Consider the following 15,276-nt stretch of genomic DNA (forward strand, 5'->3'; position numbering starts at 1 on the left):
CTTACAGGGATTGGCATTTGCGGCAAGGTGGCAATGGACGCCATGCCCCACCCTCGAGATGTGATCGGCGAATCATTTCGACTGGCGGAAATTGTGCTCTAGTATGGACCTGTCCCTCCCCCATCAGAGCCCCGTCCATGCCGCAACAATTCGATCGATCCAAAGAAGATCTCGGCAACGCGATCCATTTCGAGCACGTCAACATCCAGGTCCCGGACCAGCGCCTCGCCACGCTGTTCTATGTCGCAGGTCTCGGGCTCACCCGCGATCCGTATCTGATGGTGTCCGACACCAACATGTGGATCAACGCCGGACGGAGCCAGTTTCATTTGCCGAGCGGCCGGCCGCAGGTGCTGCGCGGTCATGTCGGACTCGTCATCGCGGGCCGCGAGGCGCTGCTGGCGCGATTGGCGTCGGTCGCCAAAAAGCTCGAGGGCACCGCGTTCGCCTTCGCCGAGCATAACGACCATGTCGAGGCGATTTGTCCGTGGGGCAACCGCCTGCGCTGCTACGAGCCCGACGCCGCGCGCTTCGGCCGTGTCGCGCTCGGCGTTCCCTATGTCGAGTTCGACGTGCCGGTGGGATCGGCCGCTCGCATCTGCGCCTTCTACCCCGAGATCATGGGCATGCCATCCGAGTTACGGAACGGCGACGGTACGGTTGCCGCCGTGAAGACCGGCCGCGACCAGCATCTGTTGTTTCGCGAGACCGATCGGCCGCAAGGCGACTATGACGGCCACCATGTGCAGATGTACATCACCGATTTTTCCGGCCCTTACCGCAAGCTGCTGGCGCGCGATTTGATCTCGCGCGAGGACAATCAGTACCAGTACCGCTTCTGCGACATCGTCGATCTCGACAGCGGCAAGCCGCTGTTCACGGTCGAGCACGAGGTGCGCAGCGCCACCCACCCGATGTTCATGCGGCCGATGGTCAATCGCAATCCGGCGATCAACAACCGCAATTACGCGTTCGGTCACGATCAGGCGTCTTGGGCGATGGGACCGGATCAATACGAGGGATAGGTGATAACCAAGTCCCGGGCGGCTCCGCTGAGTGGAGCCGCCACACGTTGCGTGCGCTCCGGTGGGACGGGCATGCCCCACCTTTCGCATCAGACGGGTGAGCGTCCCGTCAGAAGTGGACCTCGGTGCGCATGCCAAGAACCACGGCGTTGTCGGTCTTCACGCCCGCCGCGTTATAGCCGCGCCCACCGGGATTGATGACATACTGAGCGTCGAACTTGAGGTTCAGCCAGCCGGTCGCCTGCCATCCGTACCAGACTTCAAGCGGCACTTCGTTGCCGCCGGCGTTCGGACTGAGGGCAGCCGTGTTCACGTGCGTCGTGCCGACCGCGAAGCCGACTTCGTCCTGGGGACGCCAGGAGAACGTTCCGGTATGCCTGAAGCCGAGGGCGATCTGGTAATCCTGGTACGAGGTCCGGTGATCGGCGACGGTGGTATTGAGGAAGGTGTACCAGCCTACCGCACCCGGGCCGTCAACAGTCAACCGCTGCAGGATCGACTCGTAGACGCCGAAGCGGCCGCGTTGATCGCTGATATTTTGATCGGGCACACCACCGACGCCCGGGATGGTGCCGATAACACCCGGAAGACCGCCATCAATGGACGAGGCGCTGTCGTACCAGCCGCCAAGTCTCCAGGTCCCGGTCAAGGGCCCCTTCGGCGTCCAGACCAACTCCACCGGCACCATCACGCCACTGGCGGGGTTCGAGGCGGGAATGCCGGGCAAGAAGTAGACGCCCGGGTCTGACGTCGTCAGGTAACCCGGATTGGCATCGTAGACACCGACCGACACCGTGAATTCCGGCGCGATCTTATAGTGGACGACACCGGCCCACTGGCTCACCGGCCAATTGTAGATGTAGCCGCCCTGGATGTTGCCGGGCTGACCGCCGCAGAAGGTCAGGTTGATGAACTCGCACAGGCCGAAGAAGAAGTCGGAGCCGACCGGAAGACGGCCGCCCTTGAGTTCAAGGCGGTCATCGAAAAGCTTCTGCGAGTAATAGAGCTGCGTCAGGCGCAGAATATTGCCGCGGCCGAACACTTCGTTGGTCAGCTGCAGGGCGGGAATGTCCGCTTCGGTATTCAGATTTTTGCCGAAGCGGTCGACCAGCGTGAGACCGACGGTGCCGCCGGGGATGCCGGCGAGTTTTCCCATGTCCAGCTTCGCGCCGAACCACAACTGGCCGGCGTTGGCCGCGGTATTCCTGCTTCCGCCGGAGACATTGCCGACCGATTCGTTACCGAGCGTCAGGCCGATATCGATGCCCTGCTCCTTCAGCCTGGTCCTGCCGAGATCGCCGAACAGATACGGTCTCGTCCAGAAATCGTCAGCCGCATAAGGAACAGGCGCAGCTTTCGTCGAAAAGTCGGCCGCATACACTCCACCGCAAAACAGCGATGAGAAAGCAATCCCCACACCGCACACCCCTGCGGTGTTCATAAACCTGCGCAACATTTTACTCGTCCTCCCGCCGTCTCAGGCTTTGCTTGTTTCGCCTCACGCCCCTGCCCAAAGCCCTCGAGCCTGGAACGCGCTCCCTCCCCCAGCGGCCGCCGACCAGGCAGCCTTGTGTCAACTGGAGCGTGGATCTGTCATGCCCGATCAACCCTTCTCGCCGGCAATGCATCCGCGGCGCGCGGTGACGTGCCCTGGACTTGCTCCGCCAATGTCGATTTCGGCGCAGTGCGGGCGACGCCGGCCAGTGCCAGCTTGCGCCGCCGTCGCGCCTGCAATTGCTGATCCGCCAACACGCCGATCAGAATGACCGTCCCCATCACCGCGAAGTTCAGCGAATTCGGGATGCCCAGGATATTCACCAGGTTCTGCAGCACCTGCAGCAGCGCCGTGCCCAGCACGATACCGAGAATGGACCCCTCGCCGCCGCGCAGGCTGCACCCGCCCAGCACGGCGGCCGCAATCGCGTAGAGCTCGTAGAAATTTCCGAAGGAGCTCGGCGACACCGAGTTCGTGTAGAACACGAACAAGACCGTCGAAACTCCGGCGAGTCCGCCGCTGATGATATAGGCGGTTGCGATCACGATATTGGTGTTGATGCCCGAGAAGCGTGCCGCCTCCTCGTTCTTGCCGACGGCATAAAGCCAGCGCCCGTAGACCGAGCGGTGCAGCAGCACGCCAAGGATCAGCGCAAGGATGATCAGGAGGATGAAGGTGTTCGGGATTCCCGCCAAATTGCCCGAGGCGATGTTGCTCAGTGTCGCCGCCTCGTCGCCGTAACCGAAGCCACGGGTCGAATCGCTCGTGTAATAGCGCGCGGCGCCGCGATAGATCAGCAACCCACACAGCGTCACGATGAAGGGCTGCATCTTCAGGCGGGTGATCAGGAACCCCTGGATGCCGCCGAGCACCAGCCCGCCCAGCAGCACGGCGAGCAGCGCCAGGGGCCACGGCACCTGGTAGGTCGTCAGAAGATCGACGAACACGACGCCGAGCAGCGCAAACATCGAGCCGAGCGACAGGTCGATGCCGCCGGTGATGATCACGAGCCCTTCGCCGAGCGCGAACACACCGAAGAGGCCGATCAGATTGGCCATGTTCAAGAGGTTCACCAGCGACAGGAAGGCGGGATTGATCGCGCCCGTGATGGCGGCGATCACCACCAGCAGCAATGCCAGACCGAGCTCTTTCCTGATCATGGCGCGGCCGCTTCCGCGGTTTCCAGCGCCTGGCCCATGGCTAGCCGCAACACGTTGTATTCGCTGAACTGCTCCCGCTCGAGCACGCCGCTGACGCCGCCTTCATGCATGACCGCCACGCGGTCGGAGACGCCGATGACCTCCTCCATGTCCGAGGAGATCATCACGATCGCGACGCCCTGGTCGGCAAGCTCGCGCATCAACGCGTAGATCTCGCCCTTGGCGCCGACGTCGATGCCGCGGGTCGGCTCGTCGAAGAACATTACGCGCGGCTGCATGGACAGCCATTTGCCGAGCACGACCTTCTGCTGGTTGCCGCCGGAGAGCGTCACGGCCTCCATATCGATGCTTGGCGCCTTGATGGAGAGGCGCCTCACCTGCTGTTTCGCGACCTTGCGCTCGGCCGCGCCGCTGACCAGCCACATCCGCGCATGATCCAGCAGGCTCGCCAGCGTCATGTTCTCGCGGATCGGCAGCTCCAGCACGAGCCCGGATTTCTTGCGGTCCTCCGGCACCAGATAGATGCCTTGGCTGATCGCGTCGCGCGGCGATGCGACAGCGACCGGTGCGTTGTCGATCCTGATCTCGCCGCCCAGCAGCGGGTCAATGCCGAAGGCGGCGCGGGCAAGAGAAGTGCGGCCAGCGCCCACGAGCCCCGCCAGTCCCAGGATCTCGCCATGCCGCACGGAAAGATCAACCTGCCGGTCGGGAAAGGCCGACGTCACGACGCCGACGATATCGCAGCCGCCCGGCTGCGGCGCCTGTTTCGGCGGGGTATGCAGCGCTTTGAGGTCGCGACCGATCATCAACCGGATCATCGCGGCATGGCTTAGCTCGTTCCGCGCCAGCTCTCCCACGGTGCGACCGTCACGCAGCACCACGACGCGGTCGGCGCAGGTCATGATCTCTCCGAGCCGGTGAGAGATATAGATCACGGAAATGCCGTGCGCCTTCAGATCGGCAATCACCTCCAGCAGCCGTTCGGTCTCCGAGATCGTCAGGCTGGAGGTCGGCTCGTCCATGATGATCACGCGGGCGTCGATCGAGAGCGCCTTGGCGATCTCCACCATTTGCCGCTCGGCGATGGAGAGGTCTTCGACCAGCGTATCCGGCGCGAAATCGGCACCCAGCCGCTCCAGCAGCGGGGTCACGCGAGCACGCATCTCGGCATTGTCCACCAGCTTCAGCGGCCCGCCCATCAGCTTCTCGCGCCCGATGAACACGTTGGCTGCGACGTCGAGATTCTCGAACAAGTTCAGCTCCTGGTGCACGAAGGCGATGCCGGCCCGCGTCGCCTCGGTCACCGTGGTTCGGGCATACTCGCTGGTGCCGATGCGGATCACGCCTTCGCTCGGCGCGATCACGCCACCCAGCACGCGCATCAGCGTCGATTTGCCGGCGCCGTTCTCGCCGATCAAACCCAACACTTCGCCGCGATAGACGCGCAGATTGACGTCGTCGAGCGCCCTGACCCCGGGATAGGTCTTGCTGATCCCGCTGAGCTCCAGCAGTGTCTCTGCCATGTCTCCGCTTCCCTCCCGCCCAAAGCCCGGCCACCGCGGCGGCCGGGCCGTGAAGCACGCTGAAGTCACTTCTTCAGCAGCTCCTTCAGATGAGCGGTAAACTCCGCAACGTTGGACTTGCTGACCACCTGGGTCGGCACGATCAGCTTGCTATCAGCCGGAATCCAGGACTTGTCGCCGTTCAGCGTCTTGATGATGTTGATGGCGGAGAGATACCCGAACTCGTACGGCTGCTGCACGACAGTGGACTCGATCGTCCCGTCGGATATTCCCCGCAGCGTGCGCTGATCCTCGTCGAAGCCGACGATCTTCACCTTGCCGGCCTTGCCAGCCGCCTTGACTGCGTCATAGATCAGCGGAGTCTCGTAGCTCCAGAGGCCGGACAACAGCGCGATGTCGGGATATTTGACCAGCACGTTCTCCATGTTCGCCTTGGCCTTGGCGAAGTCCACCTGGTCGGTGAGCACGTCGACCAGCTCGACCTTGGTGCCGGCGATCGCGTCCTTGATACCCTGCACCCGCTCGCGGGCGTTGTCCGCGTCCATCGTGCCGACGAACAGCGCGATCTTGCCACCGTTCGGCAACGCCTTCTTGATCTCCTCGCCCGCCTGGCGCCCGGCCGCGACGTTGTCGGTGCCGATATAGGCGAGACGCTTGCTCTGCGGCGCGTCGCTATCCGTCGTGATCAACACGGTCTTGGCCGCAACCTTGTTGAGCTCTTCGGTTGCGTGCGGCGCATCGTCGACCGAGATGGAGATGCCGGCGACGCCGCGCACCAGCAGGTCGTCCAGCTCGCGCCGCTGGCCCGCCGCCGTCGCTTCGTTGGTGACGATCAACTGGATGTCGTATTCCGGGTGCTCCTTCTGAGCCTTTTCGAGCCCGCGGCCGGCGATCGTCCAGAAATCGGCCGCGGCATTGGTGACCAGCGCGATGGTCTTTTTCTGCTGGGCCTGCGCCGCCCCCGTGGCGATGGCCAGCGCAGCTGCGGTCGCAAACAGCGACACCATTAGTTTCTTCAGCGATTCGTTCATGTACACCTCCCTTGGGTCACCCCCGTTCAGGGGTTTCACAGCGCTTATGCGCTATCTTTTATTTACGTCGCGAACAAATGCCGCAGGGCAAACCAGCCGGATCAGGATGTACTTGCCCCTTCTTCAAGTCTAAATAGTACAGATGGTACGATAATAGTAAATATGGCTGCTGAAAACCGAATCCGATTGTGCTTTTCCGGTCACACACGCATCCCATTCCCTCCATTAAATTTACCTGATGAATTAAAGAGGCAGCATGGTTGACCAAATTGAGCCGTCCAGACGCGTGTCAAACACCGCCCGTGAATCCAACCGCGGCCGTCTCGTCGATGTCTTGCGACGCCAAGGGCCGCTGCCGCGCGTGGCGCTCGCCCGGAGTACAGGGCTGAGCTTCCCGGCCGTTTCCGGCCTGACGTCGCGGCTGATCGCAGAAGAGCTGCTCTGTGAGACCGAGACGGCGGCAACGCCGTGGTCCGAGGACGGCGAGGAAGAAGATGCGGACGGGCTGAATGGCCGCCGCCGCGGCCGGCCGGCCGTGCTGCTGACCCTGAATCCGGAGTTCGGGCGCATCGCCGCGGTCTCCGTGCGCATGAACCTGATCGAGACGCTGATCGCGGATTTCCGGGGCTCCGGCGTGGCGCAGTCGCGACTTGCACTGTCGACGCGCGCGCTCGATGCAGGCGCGCTGCGCGATCTCGTGATTGCGCAGATCAATGCGCTGCTCGATGCGACGGCGACGCCGCGCCATCGGCTGTTAGGAATCGGGATTGCGCTGCAAGGCATCGTGAACGTCGACACCGGCACGACACTGTGGAGTCCCGCACTGTCGATCACCGAAGTCGATCTGGCGACGCCGATACGTCAGGCGTTCGGCGTCGATGTCGTCATGGCGAACGACGCTGTCGCGGTCGCGCTCGCCCTCACGGCCGCCGAACCGGCATTGGCGCAAGGCCTCTCGGCCACGATCATGGTCGGTCACGGCATCGGGATGGGCGTCGTTGCCGATGGTGAAGCACGCTGGGGCGCCGGCAGCGAGATCGGCCATGTCAAGCTGGCGCCGGACGGGCCGCAATGCCGCTGCGGCCAGCGCGGCTGTATCGAGGCCTATCTTGCCGATTACGCGCTCTACCGCGACGCCCGCACCTTTCTCGATCTGCCGCCGGCGGACTCGCAGCAGCCATCGGAGGGACAGATGGCCCTGTTGCGCGAGCGCGCGCTGGGCGGCGATCCGCGTCTCGAGCACCTATTCCTGCAGGCGGGTCGCGCGCTCGCCGAGGCGGTCGCAGCAACGATATCCGTGCTGCGGCCGCACCATGTCATCCTGGCGGGTCCGGGCCTGATGGCATTCGACATGATGCGCCACGCCTATGAAGAGCGGCTTGAGCAGGCGGTGTTGCCATGGCTGCTCAGGTCCACGGCGATCCATCTGCGTCCAAGCGAATCGGCGGTCATTGTCGAGGGCATGGTGCGACGGACGCTGCGGGTGGTGGACCAAAACCACATGGAAGCGACGGAGTAAGCGCCGCGAGCAGCTTGCGCGCTGGCTGGGGCGGGAGGGATCGAACCTCCGAATGGCGGAATCAAAACCTGCTTGATTATATAGTGATTTCAAGGCGCATTTGGAAAAAATGGTCGAAACACGCTCCAGTAATTTCAGTAGGTTGGCTAGTGTTTCCAAATGAAAAGGGGGCAGCTAGCGATCGATCGAGCAACGCAGCTGCCCTTCAGATTCGCTTAGTCATGGCGCGCGCTATCACGCATGCAAGCGCCTTGGCGTAAGCGTCTGAAGATCCCGATAAAGCGGCTCGTTAAGAGACAGCCACAGGGGTAGAACAACCAATAACTTACCGGTCGCACCCTGGGCTTAACCAGCTGAAATTGGGCATTCGTCGCACCACATGGTGCCTCATTGCATTGTCTATGGTCCGCGTGGTCGGAACGTGCATTCGCGGGGCGAACCTCGGCATCTGTTGGTGCCCTATCTCCTAAAGCTATCCTCAGAACGGTTCACGGCGCGGCCTGGCGCCTTTTTCGTTCCGATTGACCCAATCCTCGGGTACCCTATTCTATCCGCGTCGGCGGAACTGCTGAAGTTGATAGATGGCTCCACGGAGAATGGAGATGGGCCGGCTCGATAAGCAGATGGATCCCTTCCACCCTGCCGCTCATCTGCCTACGGAGGATCGCGTCCCCGAGGATCTAGAGCTTGAGCAAGTCGACACGGCGTCGTTAGTTGATCCGGCTCGAGAGGAAGCCGCCTCGTCGCCCGCGCATTTTGGGTCAGGCCGGCCGGCGGCAAGCGTAACGGGCTCTACCGACTGGATGCACCGAGCACGCCGCATCTGGCGGAGCCATCTCCAGCGCGAACAACTCCCCCGGACGGCCGGACGGTCGATGGGAAACTTTGAGCGGTGGTTGATCGCATTGCTGAGCGTCGGCTTTGTCGTCAGCTGCGTTTGCGCGATCATTGTCTTCATGCAGGCCAACGCGCGCAAATTGGAGATCGCAGCACTGCAACGTGACATCATCGCGCTCAAGCTACGCGTTGCCAGGCTCGATCAGATCGCAAGCACCAATGAGATACGTGAAAAAGCAAGCAGTGAAACATCCAAGCCGCCGTCGGAGACCCGTCCTGACCAGGCTCCGCTCATCCTATCTCGTGAAGAGATTCAGCTTATCCGAGACTATATCAAGCCTGCACCAGTTGCAGGCTCCGCGACTGAGACGATCAAGGTCGGCGAACCCGTCGTGGGAGACACCGTTCCGTTTCCCTCTCCGATCACGGAGAAGGTGCGGAAACTGCTCGGCGCACGATTTACCGTTCGCAATGGCGTTGTTGTCATCGTCCGCAGCGGCAGCCGTCACGCTGATGCTGTGATTGGGCCAAATTGACGAGAACTGGCCGTGATCGCAGTATCCGGTCGATTGCTTATGGCTGGTTGTTTGGTGGTCTTTCAATGAACCGCCGGCTGCCATTGAGAAGCTCGAGGTTATTGGCGATGACCGGATTACCTGGGTCGAGCGAATAGGCCTTCTCGAATTTCCGTCGCGCTGCATTCAGATTGCCGCGCAGCATGTACGAATATCCCTGGTCATTCAGAATCTGAACGGTTTCGCCTCCCAGCCGGATCGCTTGCGCATAGGCCTGATCGGCCAGGTCGAAACGACGCAGCCGATCATAGCTCGCTGCGAGCCCAATCCAAGCCGTCAAATCCTTCGGCGATTTCTCCACCGCGTCCTTGAAATACCGCTGTGAAATCCCGTAACTGCCGCGATTGTAATGCTCCAGCCCCAGCCGCACCGGCTCGTCGGAAGGGTAATATTTGACATCGGTCGGCTCCTGAACGGGATCTCCGCCCGGCGGCTCCACGGGGGCCACGATTGCGGCCTCCCTCAATGTCTGCTCGCACCCAGCAAGGGCTGTTCCCAAGCAACAATACACCAGCATTACGATGATGCGCCGCATAACCCTCGTCCCGCCCGGCTCATCGGACTCATTGAAATATCATTGTTAAACTACCCAAAGGCCCCCTTGGCGCCTCTACTTACTTGCTGCGCCGCCGACCGGCACCGATATTCCACTACTCGACCCAGCCCCCATTCCGGTCACGTTGATATTCTGGTTGGTGGGAGGCCGCTGGCCCATCGCTTCCGTCGCCGGCCCGATATCGGGAAGCTGATCCACCGGCCGTTGCGTGTTGCCATAACGCGTCACGGCGGCGCCAACGCGCCGAGCGTCGTATGCAATCCTGCGATCCCCCACGTTTCGCGGCCAGGGATGAATCGTGTGGGTGACGGCGTTGACCTGCTTGGCATCGCCGGCGCTCATAGTGATGGTGTCGGAGCGTTGGAAATAGCGGTCCATCTCGTCATGACCCGCGACACCGTAACATCCCCCGAGCAGGAAGGGCGCGAACAGAACCAGATACCTTATGGTCATCTCTCGCTCCTAGTTGAGGGTCTTTACGACCGGCTGGTCGGCGGCGGCAGCCGGCGGCGGAACAGGCGTCCTGAGCTCAGGAGCGATGATGTGGCCGTACGGGCCCTTCACGTCGCCACCGGAATTGACGTAGTCATTGTAGCGCTTTCGGACTTCCATCTGGCCGTTCAGGAAGAAGTCGACGTCGTTGGCCGGCAGGCGCGAGTCGAGCGGAGACGCCAGTTGCTGACCGGGTGCCGCCGGCGCGACCAGGCGCGGTGTCACGATAATGACCAGATCCGTTTCCTGCTGCTGGTACGACTTGCTGCTGAACAAGGTTCCGATCACCGGCACCGAGCCGATCCAGGGCAATTGCGAAACGTCTTGCCGGTTGCGCGTCTGGAGCAGGCCGGCGATCGCAAAGCTCTGGCCGTCGCGCAGCTCGACCGTGGTGCGAGCGTCGCGGCGGGTCAACGCGGGAATGACCGTCCCCGCAATCTGCACCGCATTGGAGAAATCAAGCTCGCTGACCGACGGCTCGACCCGAAGGTTGATAACGCCGCGCGAGAGAACGGTGGGGACGAAAGCCAGCTCAACACCGAACTTCTTGAATTCGATAGTCACTGTTGGCACGAGACCAGCGGTACCGGCCGTGGATGCTACAGGCACTGGAAATTCACCGCCGGCCAGGAAGCGAGCGGCATCCCCGGAAAGCGTGGTCAAGTTCGGCTCCGCCAACCGGCGAGCCAATCCCTTGGTTTCCAACGCCGAGATCAACAAGTCCACCGAGCCGCCACTGCTGGTTCGGATGATGCTGGTCAACAAGCTTCCGAACGGGGCCGGAGCTGCACCGCCCGCAACAGCGCCAACAAGCGTACCCAATGTTCCGAGTACCGGAAGGCTACCAGCAGGATCGGCGCCAACAGAAGTGCTGCTGTTATTAAGGGTGCTAGTGTTGCCGGTCGTGGGTGCCCTAGTGAGACTATTGACTCCGCCGATGGGTGCCCGCCCGATGGCCGTAGTTGAACCAAGGCCCGTATTACCCACGTTGGTGCCGTTGGCATTCGCCGCATAGAGATTGACGCCGAGGTTTCGGCCGGCGTCCCGGTTGACCTCGAGAAAGCGCACTTCCAGCATCACCTGTTGCGGGGCCGCGACGCTCATCGCGTTGACGACGACCCCCCCTTTCGCGACCGTGCTGGTGGCGATCGCCATGGCCCGCTCGGCCGTAACTGCGTCGGTCGCGACCCCGCTGAGCACCACCTGGCCCTCGGAAGCCGACACGCGGATACCTTGCCCGCCGGTGCTGGTCCGGATGTTCTGCTGCAGATTGCCGGTATCGATCACGACCTCGACGTCGAGAATCCCGATCTGCTTCATCGAGCTGTCGAACAGGATGACGTTGGTAGTGCCGGTCTGCTTGCCCTGCACGTAGATGAGGTGATCGCTCAGCGACTTCACGTCGACGATGTCAGACGAGCCCGCCACGATCGTCGCAAAGGCCGTGTCGACTTTGAAGGTACGTGACTTGTTGAGGACGAGCTTGACCCGCTGGACGTCGTTCATCTCGCTGACGATGACGCCGCCGGATGAGCCCCGCCGGTCTGCAGCCGCCGCGCGGTCAGCGAACCCAGACGAGGCGAGCGCCGCGCCCAGACCCATCACGCCGAAGGCGAGAAGCCTCCCGACCTTGTTACCCGAAACGCCATCGCCACTCATCCGAGTCCCCCACTGCGATCCACGAAGATCCCCGCAAATCTACGTGCTCGACGTCCTCAACATTTCCCCTCTGCGCACCACGTCGCAGAGCTTACATTCTGTCCCACTACAATTCGTTACTTCGTGTTTCCAAGATCATCCTCCCTGATGCAGGCAGCTTGCAAGACGAGATACTTACCGCACCGCCGCAAGCGGAAAGAAAACTCTTCAATGTTGCCAGCGCGCATCATTCCCACTGGCTGTGGGGAACTATCCCGCAGCACGAGTGCAATTGGCGCGCGCTTGCGTCGCGGCTTTGCTATCGAAGGACATTCGGTCGCACGCCCGGAGATTCGCTTGTCCGAGTGCAAATCCCTCTGGTGAAATTCCGCACCCGCGCGTTTGACCAAACTCGACCAACTTCTTAATCCCCGATCGAAAAGCGGACGCCCGAACGGCGTGGCCACGTAGCGCTGTCGGGCGAAACATGTCAGGCGTGCTGCCATATTCGCCCCTAGAAGGGAATCTGGTTGGAGGCGCTCGGCGCATTGAGCGCTGTGCCCCATATGGGCATCAGCATGGTAAAGCTTGCCTGGGAAGCTGTAACACTCAAGCTGTTGCTGTTGGCCCCCACGGTCAGCGTTGGCGTCAGACCTCCGAAAAACAGGAAGGGTGCCGCGTTCTGCTTTGCGGAGGTGGACAGGGGATCCCCGGTGCAGCCGGCCGGCGACTGCGGCGGGCTTTGAAGCAAGGCAGGCGTATAGCAGCTGATCATGACCGCACGGGCGCCAGCACTCGCAAGCGTCCGCAAGGATTGCATCGTGATGGCATAGCGCCCAAGATCGAAGATGACGAACATCAATGTGAAAAGCGCCACGAACACCACGATGAATTCAAAGGGCGCGATACCGCGATTGTCGAGCTTTCTCATCATTGCACCAAAGCGACAACTTGGGTGTAAATGATGGTGGCCGGCGCACAGCCTTGCGTGCTGAGGTAGCCGCCACCGCTCATGTCGATCGTTTTGGCGATCACTTGCGAACAGGTCGTATTCGCACTTGAAGTCGTACCGGCCCAGCTAACGTCGACCTTGGGAAAGTAGATAGCCCCGCCCAGGCTAACCTGGCCGCCGCCGTTTATAGTGACCTTGTTGCTGGTCTTGCTCGGGGCCTGATCATCAATCAGGACGCCATTTAGATCAGAGGAGAAGGTGTTAGTGGCAGGTGCGGAGAGATCAGCCGTCCCCCCGTTGATGGTGAGCTGCGAGTCTCCGAGCAAGACGAGGGTTACGCCTGCGCCTTTCAGTTGTCCGCCGGTCATCTTTATATTTGCTTTGTAGAAGAAATATGTTCCCGGATCCAAAACGTACTTGTCGCCATTCTGCACCGTGAAACTGCCGTAAGCTCCAGTCCCGGCGCTGTTTGGCGCGCAATGCTTCCACCCATCCGCCTGAAGGGTGCAGGGCATACTTGTATTGCCCGTCCTGCTGTTAAACGATGCGGTGTCCAGTTTGCTGAGCGGATTGCTAGCGTACGTCATGAAATAGTTGTGCGGCACACTGACATTGCTGCAGCTGCCTGTGGGGGTGCAGCCACTTACACCGTAAACTGCCCATCCCGAGCCGGTGAACGTTGGAGTGCTGGCAAGTTGAACACTGCTATCCGACATCAGAGCGCAGCCAGTTCCGTTGTTGCTGAGGTTGCCAGCAAGCTTGAGTGCGCCTGAGTCAGGTCCAAGCGCCAGGACGCAGGCCTTGGTCGGCTGCTGGACCATTGCAATGGCTTGGGCGGGGATGTTGACGGTGGTCAAGCCCAGCACTGCCGCCAGGTACGCCGGTTGTTGCTGGCTGACTCTGGCGCGCACAGCGTTGCCCGTGCCCGCAACGGGCGTTGTGAACGTGCCCGCATTGTAGTTGCCGATATCGATCTGCACGACCCGCGAGGTTCTCGTCGGAAGGCTCGTCGGACAATTCCTGCCCGGATAGGCGGTAGCGTCATTGGGACTGTAGTTGCAAAACCCATTCTGAGCCGCGAATTCCTTGCCGCGATAATCCACTGACTGCGTCTCGCAGGCCGCACCCGCCATTGTACATGAAAGCCGCAATGCGCCGGAATAGGCCGCTGAGTCGGCGGCGTTCTGCGCGTGCTGGCGGGTGACGTACCACGATCCAGCCTCGGCCCCGAGTGCGACTACTCCGATCAGTGGCACGAGAGCGATGACTGTTGCGAATGCGACGGAGCCTCGTTGGGAATGGAGTAGATCACGCATGGAAACACCCTACTGGAAGCGTTCTGAGTGACGCAGCGTGTACGTGCAGGTGGTGGGACACAGCAGCGAACCCACAAAAGGCGGGCGTGCCCCAAGCGGAGCCAAAGTGATGGTTGTCGAAAATGTAATGTACTTCGGAGAAGCAAGATTGCTCGGCGAACAGGTGGCCCCTGCGTCGCCGCACAAAACCTGAAGGTTGCTGATCGCATGACCTGCGACTGTGGTCTGTAGCCCTGTCTTCCAGCTCACCGTGCCGTCAGGGGCGAGCGGATTAGCGTACTGCACATACTGCCCGAAGGAGCGCAATGCGCTCCATGCGGAGATAAACTGGAAGCCCGCGGCGGCTAAGTCGGCGAGCGGCACAAGCAGGAACGACACCAAGAAAATGTAGACGATCATGGTCTCAAGTGCGACGGCGCCGCGTTGATCCACGATCAAAGACTTCTTGCGGCTCATGAGTTGACCTCCACCGATAGTCACCCATCCGGTCGTCGACCGGAACAGCACTCACCAAACGTAAGGGACCACTCTCCAGCGCGATGCTTCGTAACCGGAATATTCCGGGCAGTTGCGACGAAGCAGGTCCTCTTCGTAATAAATGCGGCAAACCTGAACGCCGATATGCAAGACGAGCAAGGCCGCTGTCAGCGGCGTCGGGCTTCTCAGCACCACGCCCAACACGGCGATTTCCTCCGCAAGGTAGAGCGGGTGCTTGATCCACCGATACGGGCCCGTTTGCACCACGTTGCGCGCCTGTGGCACCAGACTGAACGACCTGCCAAGATGTCGGATGGTGACCAGCATCATGATCATGCCGATCAACACGCACGCGGTGGACGCCAGGTTTGGTAACGCCTTGTCGGTTTCGCCGAAGAAGGCGATCGTCCACGGCATGTAGGTACCGACGAACGCCGCTATCCTTGGCAGACGGCCGTTCGCTTGCGCCTTCGCCGGAGGCCGCGTGATGATCAACAGCGCCAGGAGCACGTAGAAGACAGCGAGGCAAACACTCGACAGGAGCGACGGCCAGGGATCATGAGCCGACGATCCGATCTTGATGGCGACGCCAAGCGCCAGCAACATGAACCACATGCCGCCGAACAGTTGCATCGTCCGATCGTAAGAGGAGGTTTTCGACAGGGCAATCGTGCTCATGG

14 protein-coding genes are annotated in these 15,276 nt (G+C 61.6%); 3 read left to right on the forward strand and 11 right to left on the reverse strand.

All coding sequences use genetic code 11. The features are described 5' to 3' along the window. The first annotated feature begins 137 nt into the window (after positions 1 to 137). Complete coding sequence (locus tag BcanWU425_RS28830; RefSeq protein WP_018458262.1) at positions 138 to 1,025, forward strand: VOC family protein; 888 nt, start codon at positions 138 to 140, stop codon at positions 1,023 to 1,025. A 109-nt stretch (positions 1,026 to 1,134) separates the two neighbouring features. Here the strand turns inward: BcanWU425_RS28830 and BcanWU425_RS28835 are convergent, their stop codons facing one another. The 4 genes from BcanWU425_RS28835 to BcanWU425_RS28850 all read right to left on the reverse strand — a co-directional run bounded on the left by BcanWU425_RS28835 (position 1,135) and on the right by BcanWU425_RS28850 (position 6,234). After that, complete coding sequence (locus tag BcanWU425_RS28835) at positions 1,135 to 2,481, reverse strand: carbohydrate porin (RefSeq protein WP_204510525.1); 1,347 nt, start codon at positions 2,479 to 2,481, stop codon at positions 1,135 to 1,137. Positions 2,482 to 2,618: 137 nt separating this feature from the next. Then, positions 2,619 to 3,680, reverse strand: a complete 1,062-nt coding sequence (locus tag BcanWU425_RS28840; RefSeq protein WP_231188753.1) for an ABC transporter permease — start codon at positions 3,678 to 3,680, stop codon at positions 2,619 to 2,621. Next, positions 3,677 to 5,203 carry a sugar ABC transporter ATP-binding protein gene (locus tag BcanWU425_RS28845; protein WP_085362206.1) on the reverse strand — a complete coding sequence of 509 codons (1,527 nt, stop codon included), beginning with the start codon at positions 5,201 to 5,203 and terminating at the stop codon, positions 3,677 to 3,679. Before BcanWU425_RS28845 ends, BcanWU425_RS28840 begins: the two co-directional genes overlap by 4 nt. A 65-nt stretch (positions 5,204 to 5,268) precedes the next feature. Beyond that, on the reverse strand, positions 5,269 to 6,234 hold the full coding sequence (locus BcanWU425_RS28850; RefSeq protein WP_204510523.1) for a sugar-binding protein: 966 nt from the start codon (positions 6,232 to 6,234) through the stop codon (positions 5,269 to 5,271). Positions 6,235 to 6,490: 256 nt separating this feature from the next. On the opposite strand from BcanWU425_RS28850, the gene BcanWU425_RS28855 reads away from it, so the two are divergent. Both BcanWU425_RS28855 and BcanWU425_RS28860 read left to right on the forward strand, forming a co-directional pair. Then, positions 6,491 to 7,753, forward strand: coding sequence for an ROK family protein (locus BcanWU425_RS28855; RefSeq protein ID WP_204510522.1), 1,263 nt, complete (start codon positions 6,491 to 6,493; stop codon positions 7,751 to 7,753). 602 nt (positions 7,754 to 8,355) lie between these two features. Continuing rightward, entirely contained in the window at positions 8,356 to 9,126 is a 771-nt protein-coding gene (locus tag BcanWU425_RS28860) for a hypothetical protein (protein WP_204510521.1), read from the forward strand. A 37-nt stretch (positions 9,127 to 9,163) separates the two neighbouring features. Here BcanWU425_RS28860 and BcanWU425_RS28865 read toward each other — a convergent pair whose 3' ends face one another. The 7 genes from BcanWU425_RS28865 to BcanWU425_RS28895 form a co-directional block, all read right to left on the reverse strand. Continuing rightward, a complete protein-coding gene (locus BcanWU425_RS28865; protein WP_204510520.1) occupies positions 9,164 to 9,700 on the reverse strand; it encodes a tetratricopeptide repeat protein in 537 nt (178 codons plus the stop codon). Between the two features lie 75 nt (positions 9,701 to 9,775). Then, on the reverse strand, positions 9,776 to 10,174 hold the full coding sequence (locus tag BcanWU425_RS28870; protein WP_204510519.1) for a hypothetical protein: 399 nt from the start codon (positions 10,172 to 10,174) through the stop codon (positions 9,776 to 9,778). 9 nt (positions 10,175 to 10,183) lie between these two features. After that, the gene (locus BcanWU425_RS28875; protein ID WP_204510518.1) at positions 10,184 to 11,872 is read right to left on the reverse strand and encodes a type II and III secretion system protein family protein; all 1,689 of its coding nucleotides are present in this window, start codon (positions 11,870 to 11,872) and stop codon (positions 10,184 to 10,186) included. Between the two features lie 493 nt (positions 11,873 to 12,365). Next, on the reverse strand, positions 12,366 to 12,785 hold the full coding sequence (locus BcanWU425_RS28880) for a TadE family protein (protein WP_204510517.1): 420 nt from the start codon (positions 12,783 to 12,785) through the stop codon (positions 12,366 to 12,368). Then, positions 12,782 to 14,119: a TadG family pilus assembly protein gene (locus BcanWU425_RS28885; protein ID WP_204510516.1), complete on the reverse strand. Its 1,338-nt coding sequence runs from the start codon at positions 14,117 to 14,119 to the stop codon at positions 12,782 to 12,784. Before BcanWU425_RS28885 ends, BcanWU425_RS28880 begins: the two co-directional genes overlap by 4 nt. 9 nt (positions 14,120 to 14,128) lie before the next feature. Next, positions 14,129 to 14,575: a hypothetical protein gene (locus BcanWU425_RS28890; RefSeq protein ID WP_085352212.1), complete on the reverse strand. Its 447-nt coding sequence runs from the start codon at positions 14,573 to 14,575 to the stop codon at positions 14,129 to 14,131. A 51-nt stretch (positions 14,576 to 14,626) separates the two neighbouring features. Beyond that, a complete protein-coding gene (locus BcanWU425_RS28895; protein ID WP_018458248.1) occupies positions 14,627 to 15,274 on the reverse strand; it encodes a methyltransferase family protein in 648 nt (215 codons plus the stop codon). Between the last annotated feature and the right edge of the window lie 2 nt (positions 15,275 to 15,276).

It is taken from the genome of Bradyrhizobium sp. WU425, assembly GCF_021052305.1.
GTDB lineage: Bacteria > Pseudomonadota > Alphaproteobacteria > Rhizobiales > Xanthobacteraceae > Bradyrhizobium > Bradyrhizobium canariense_D.

Bases quoted from the DNA above. Each gene is read 5' to 3' on its own strand.
- BcanWU425_RS28830 (WP_018458262.1), top strand. From the start codon at position 138: ATGCCGCAACAATTCGATCGATCCAAAGAAGATCTCGGCAACGCGATC.
- BcanWU425_RS28860 (WP_204510521.1), top strand. From the start codon at position 8,356: ATGGGCCGGCTCGATAAGCAGATGGATCCCTTCCACCCTGCCGCTCAT.
- BcanWU425_RS28895 (WP_018458248.1), bottom strand. From the start codon at position 15,274: ATGAGCACGATTGCCCTGTCGAAAACCTCCTCTTACGATCGGACGATG.
- BcanWU425_RS28870 (WP_204510519.1), bottom strand. From the start codon at position 10,174: ATGACCATAAGGTATCTGGTTCTGTTCGCGCCCTTCCTGCTCGGGGGA.
- BcanWU425_RS28865 (WP_204510520.1), bottom strand. From the start codon at position 9,700: ATGCGGCGCATCATCGTAATGCTGGTGTATTGTTGCTTGGGAACAGCC.
- BcanWU425_RS28840 (WP_231188753.1), bottom strand. From the start codon at position 3,680: ATGATCAGGAAAGAGCTCGGTCTGGCATTGCTGCTGGTGGTGATCGCC.
- BcanWU425_RS28850 (WP_204510523.1), bottom strand. From the start codon at position 6,234: ATGAACGAATCGCTGAAGAAACTAATGGTGTCGCTGTTTGCGACCGCA.
- BcanWU425_RS28835 (WP_204510525.1), bottom strand. From the start codon at position 2,481: ATGTTGCGCAGGTTTATGAACACCGCAGGGGTGTGCGGTGTGGGGATT.
- BcanWU425_RS28890 (WP_085352212.1), bottom strand. From the start codon at position 14,575: ATGAGCCGCAAGAAGTCTTTGATCGTGGATCAACGCGGCGCCGTCGCA.
- BcanWU425_RS28875 (WP_204510518.1), bottom strand. From the start codon at position 11,872: ATGAGTGGCGATGGCGTTTCGGGTAACAAGGTCGGGAGGCTTCTCGCC.
- BcanWU425_RS28880 (WP_204510517.1), bottom strand. From the start codon at position 12,785: ATGATGAGAAAGCTCGACAATCGCGGTATCGCGCCCTTTGAATTCATC.
- BcanWU425_RS28885 (WP_204510516.1), bottom strand. From the start codon at position 14,119: ATGCGTGATCTACTCCATTCCCAACGAGGCTCCGTCGCATTCGCAACA.
- BcanWU425_RS28855 (WP_204510522.1), top strand. From the start codon at position 6,491: ATGGTTGACCAAATTGAGCCGTCCAGACGCGTGTCAAACACCGCCCGT.
- BcanWU425_RS28845 (WP_085362206.1), bottom strand. From the start codon at position 5,203: ATGGCAGAGACACTGCTGGAGCTCAGCGGGATCAGCAAGACCTATCCC.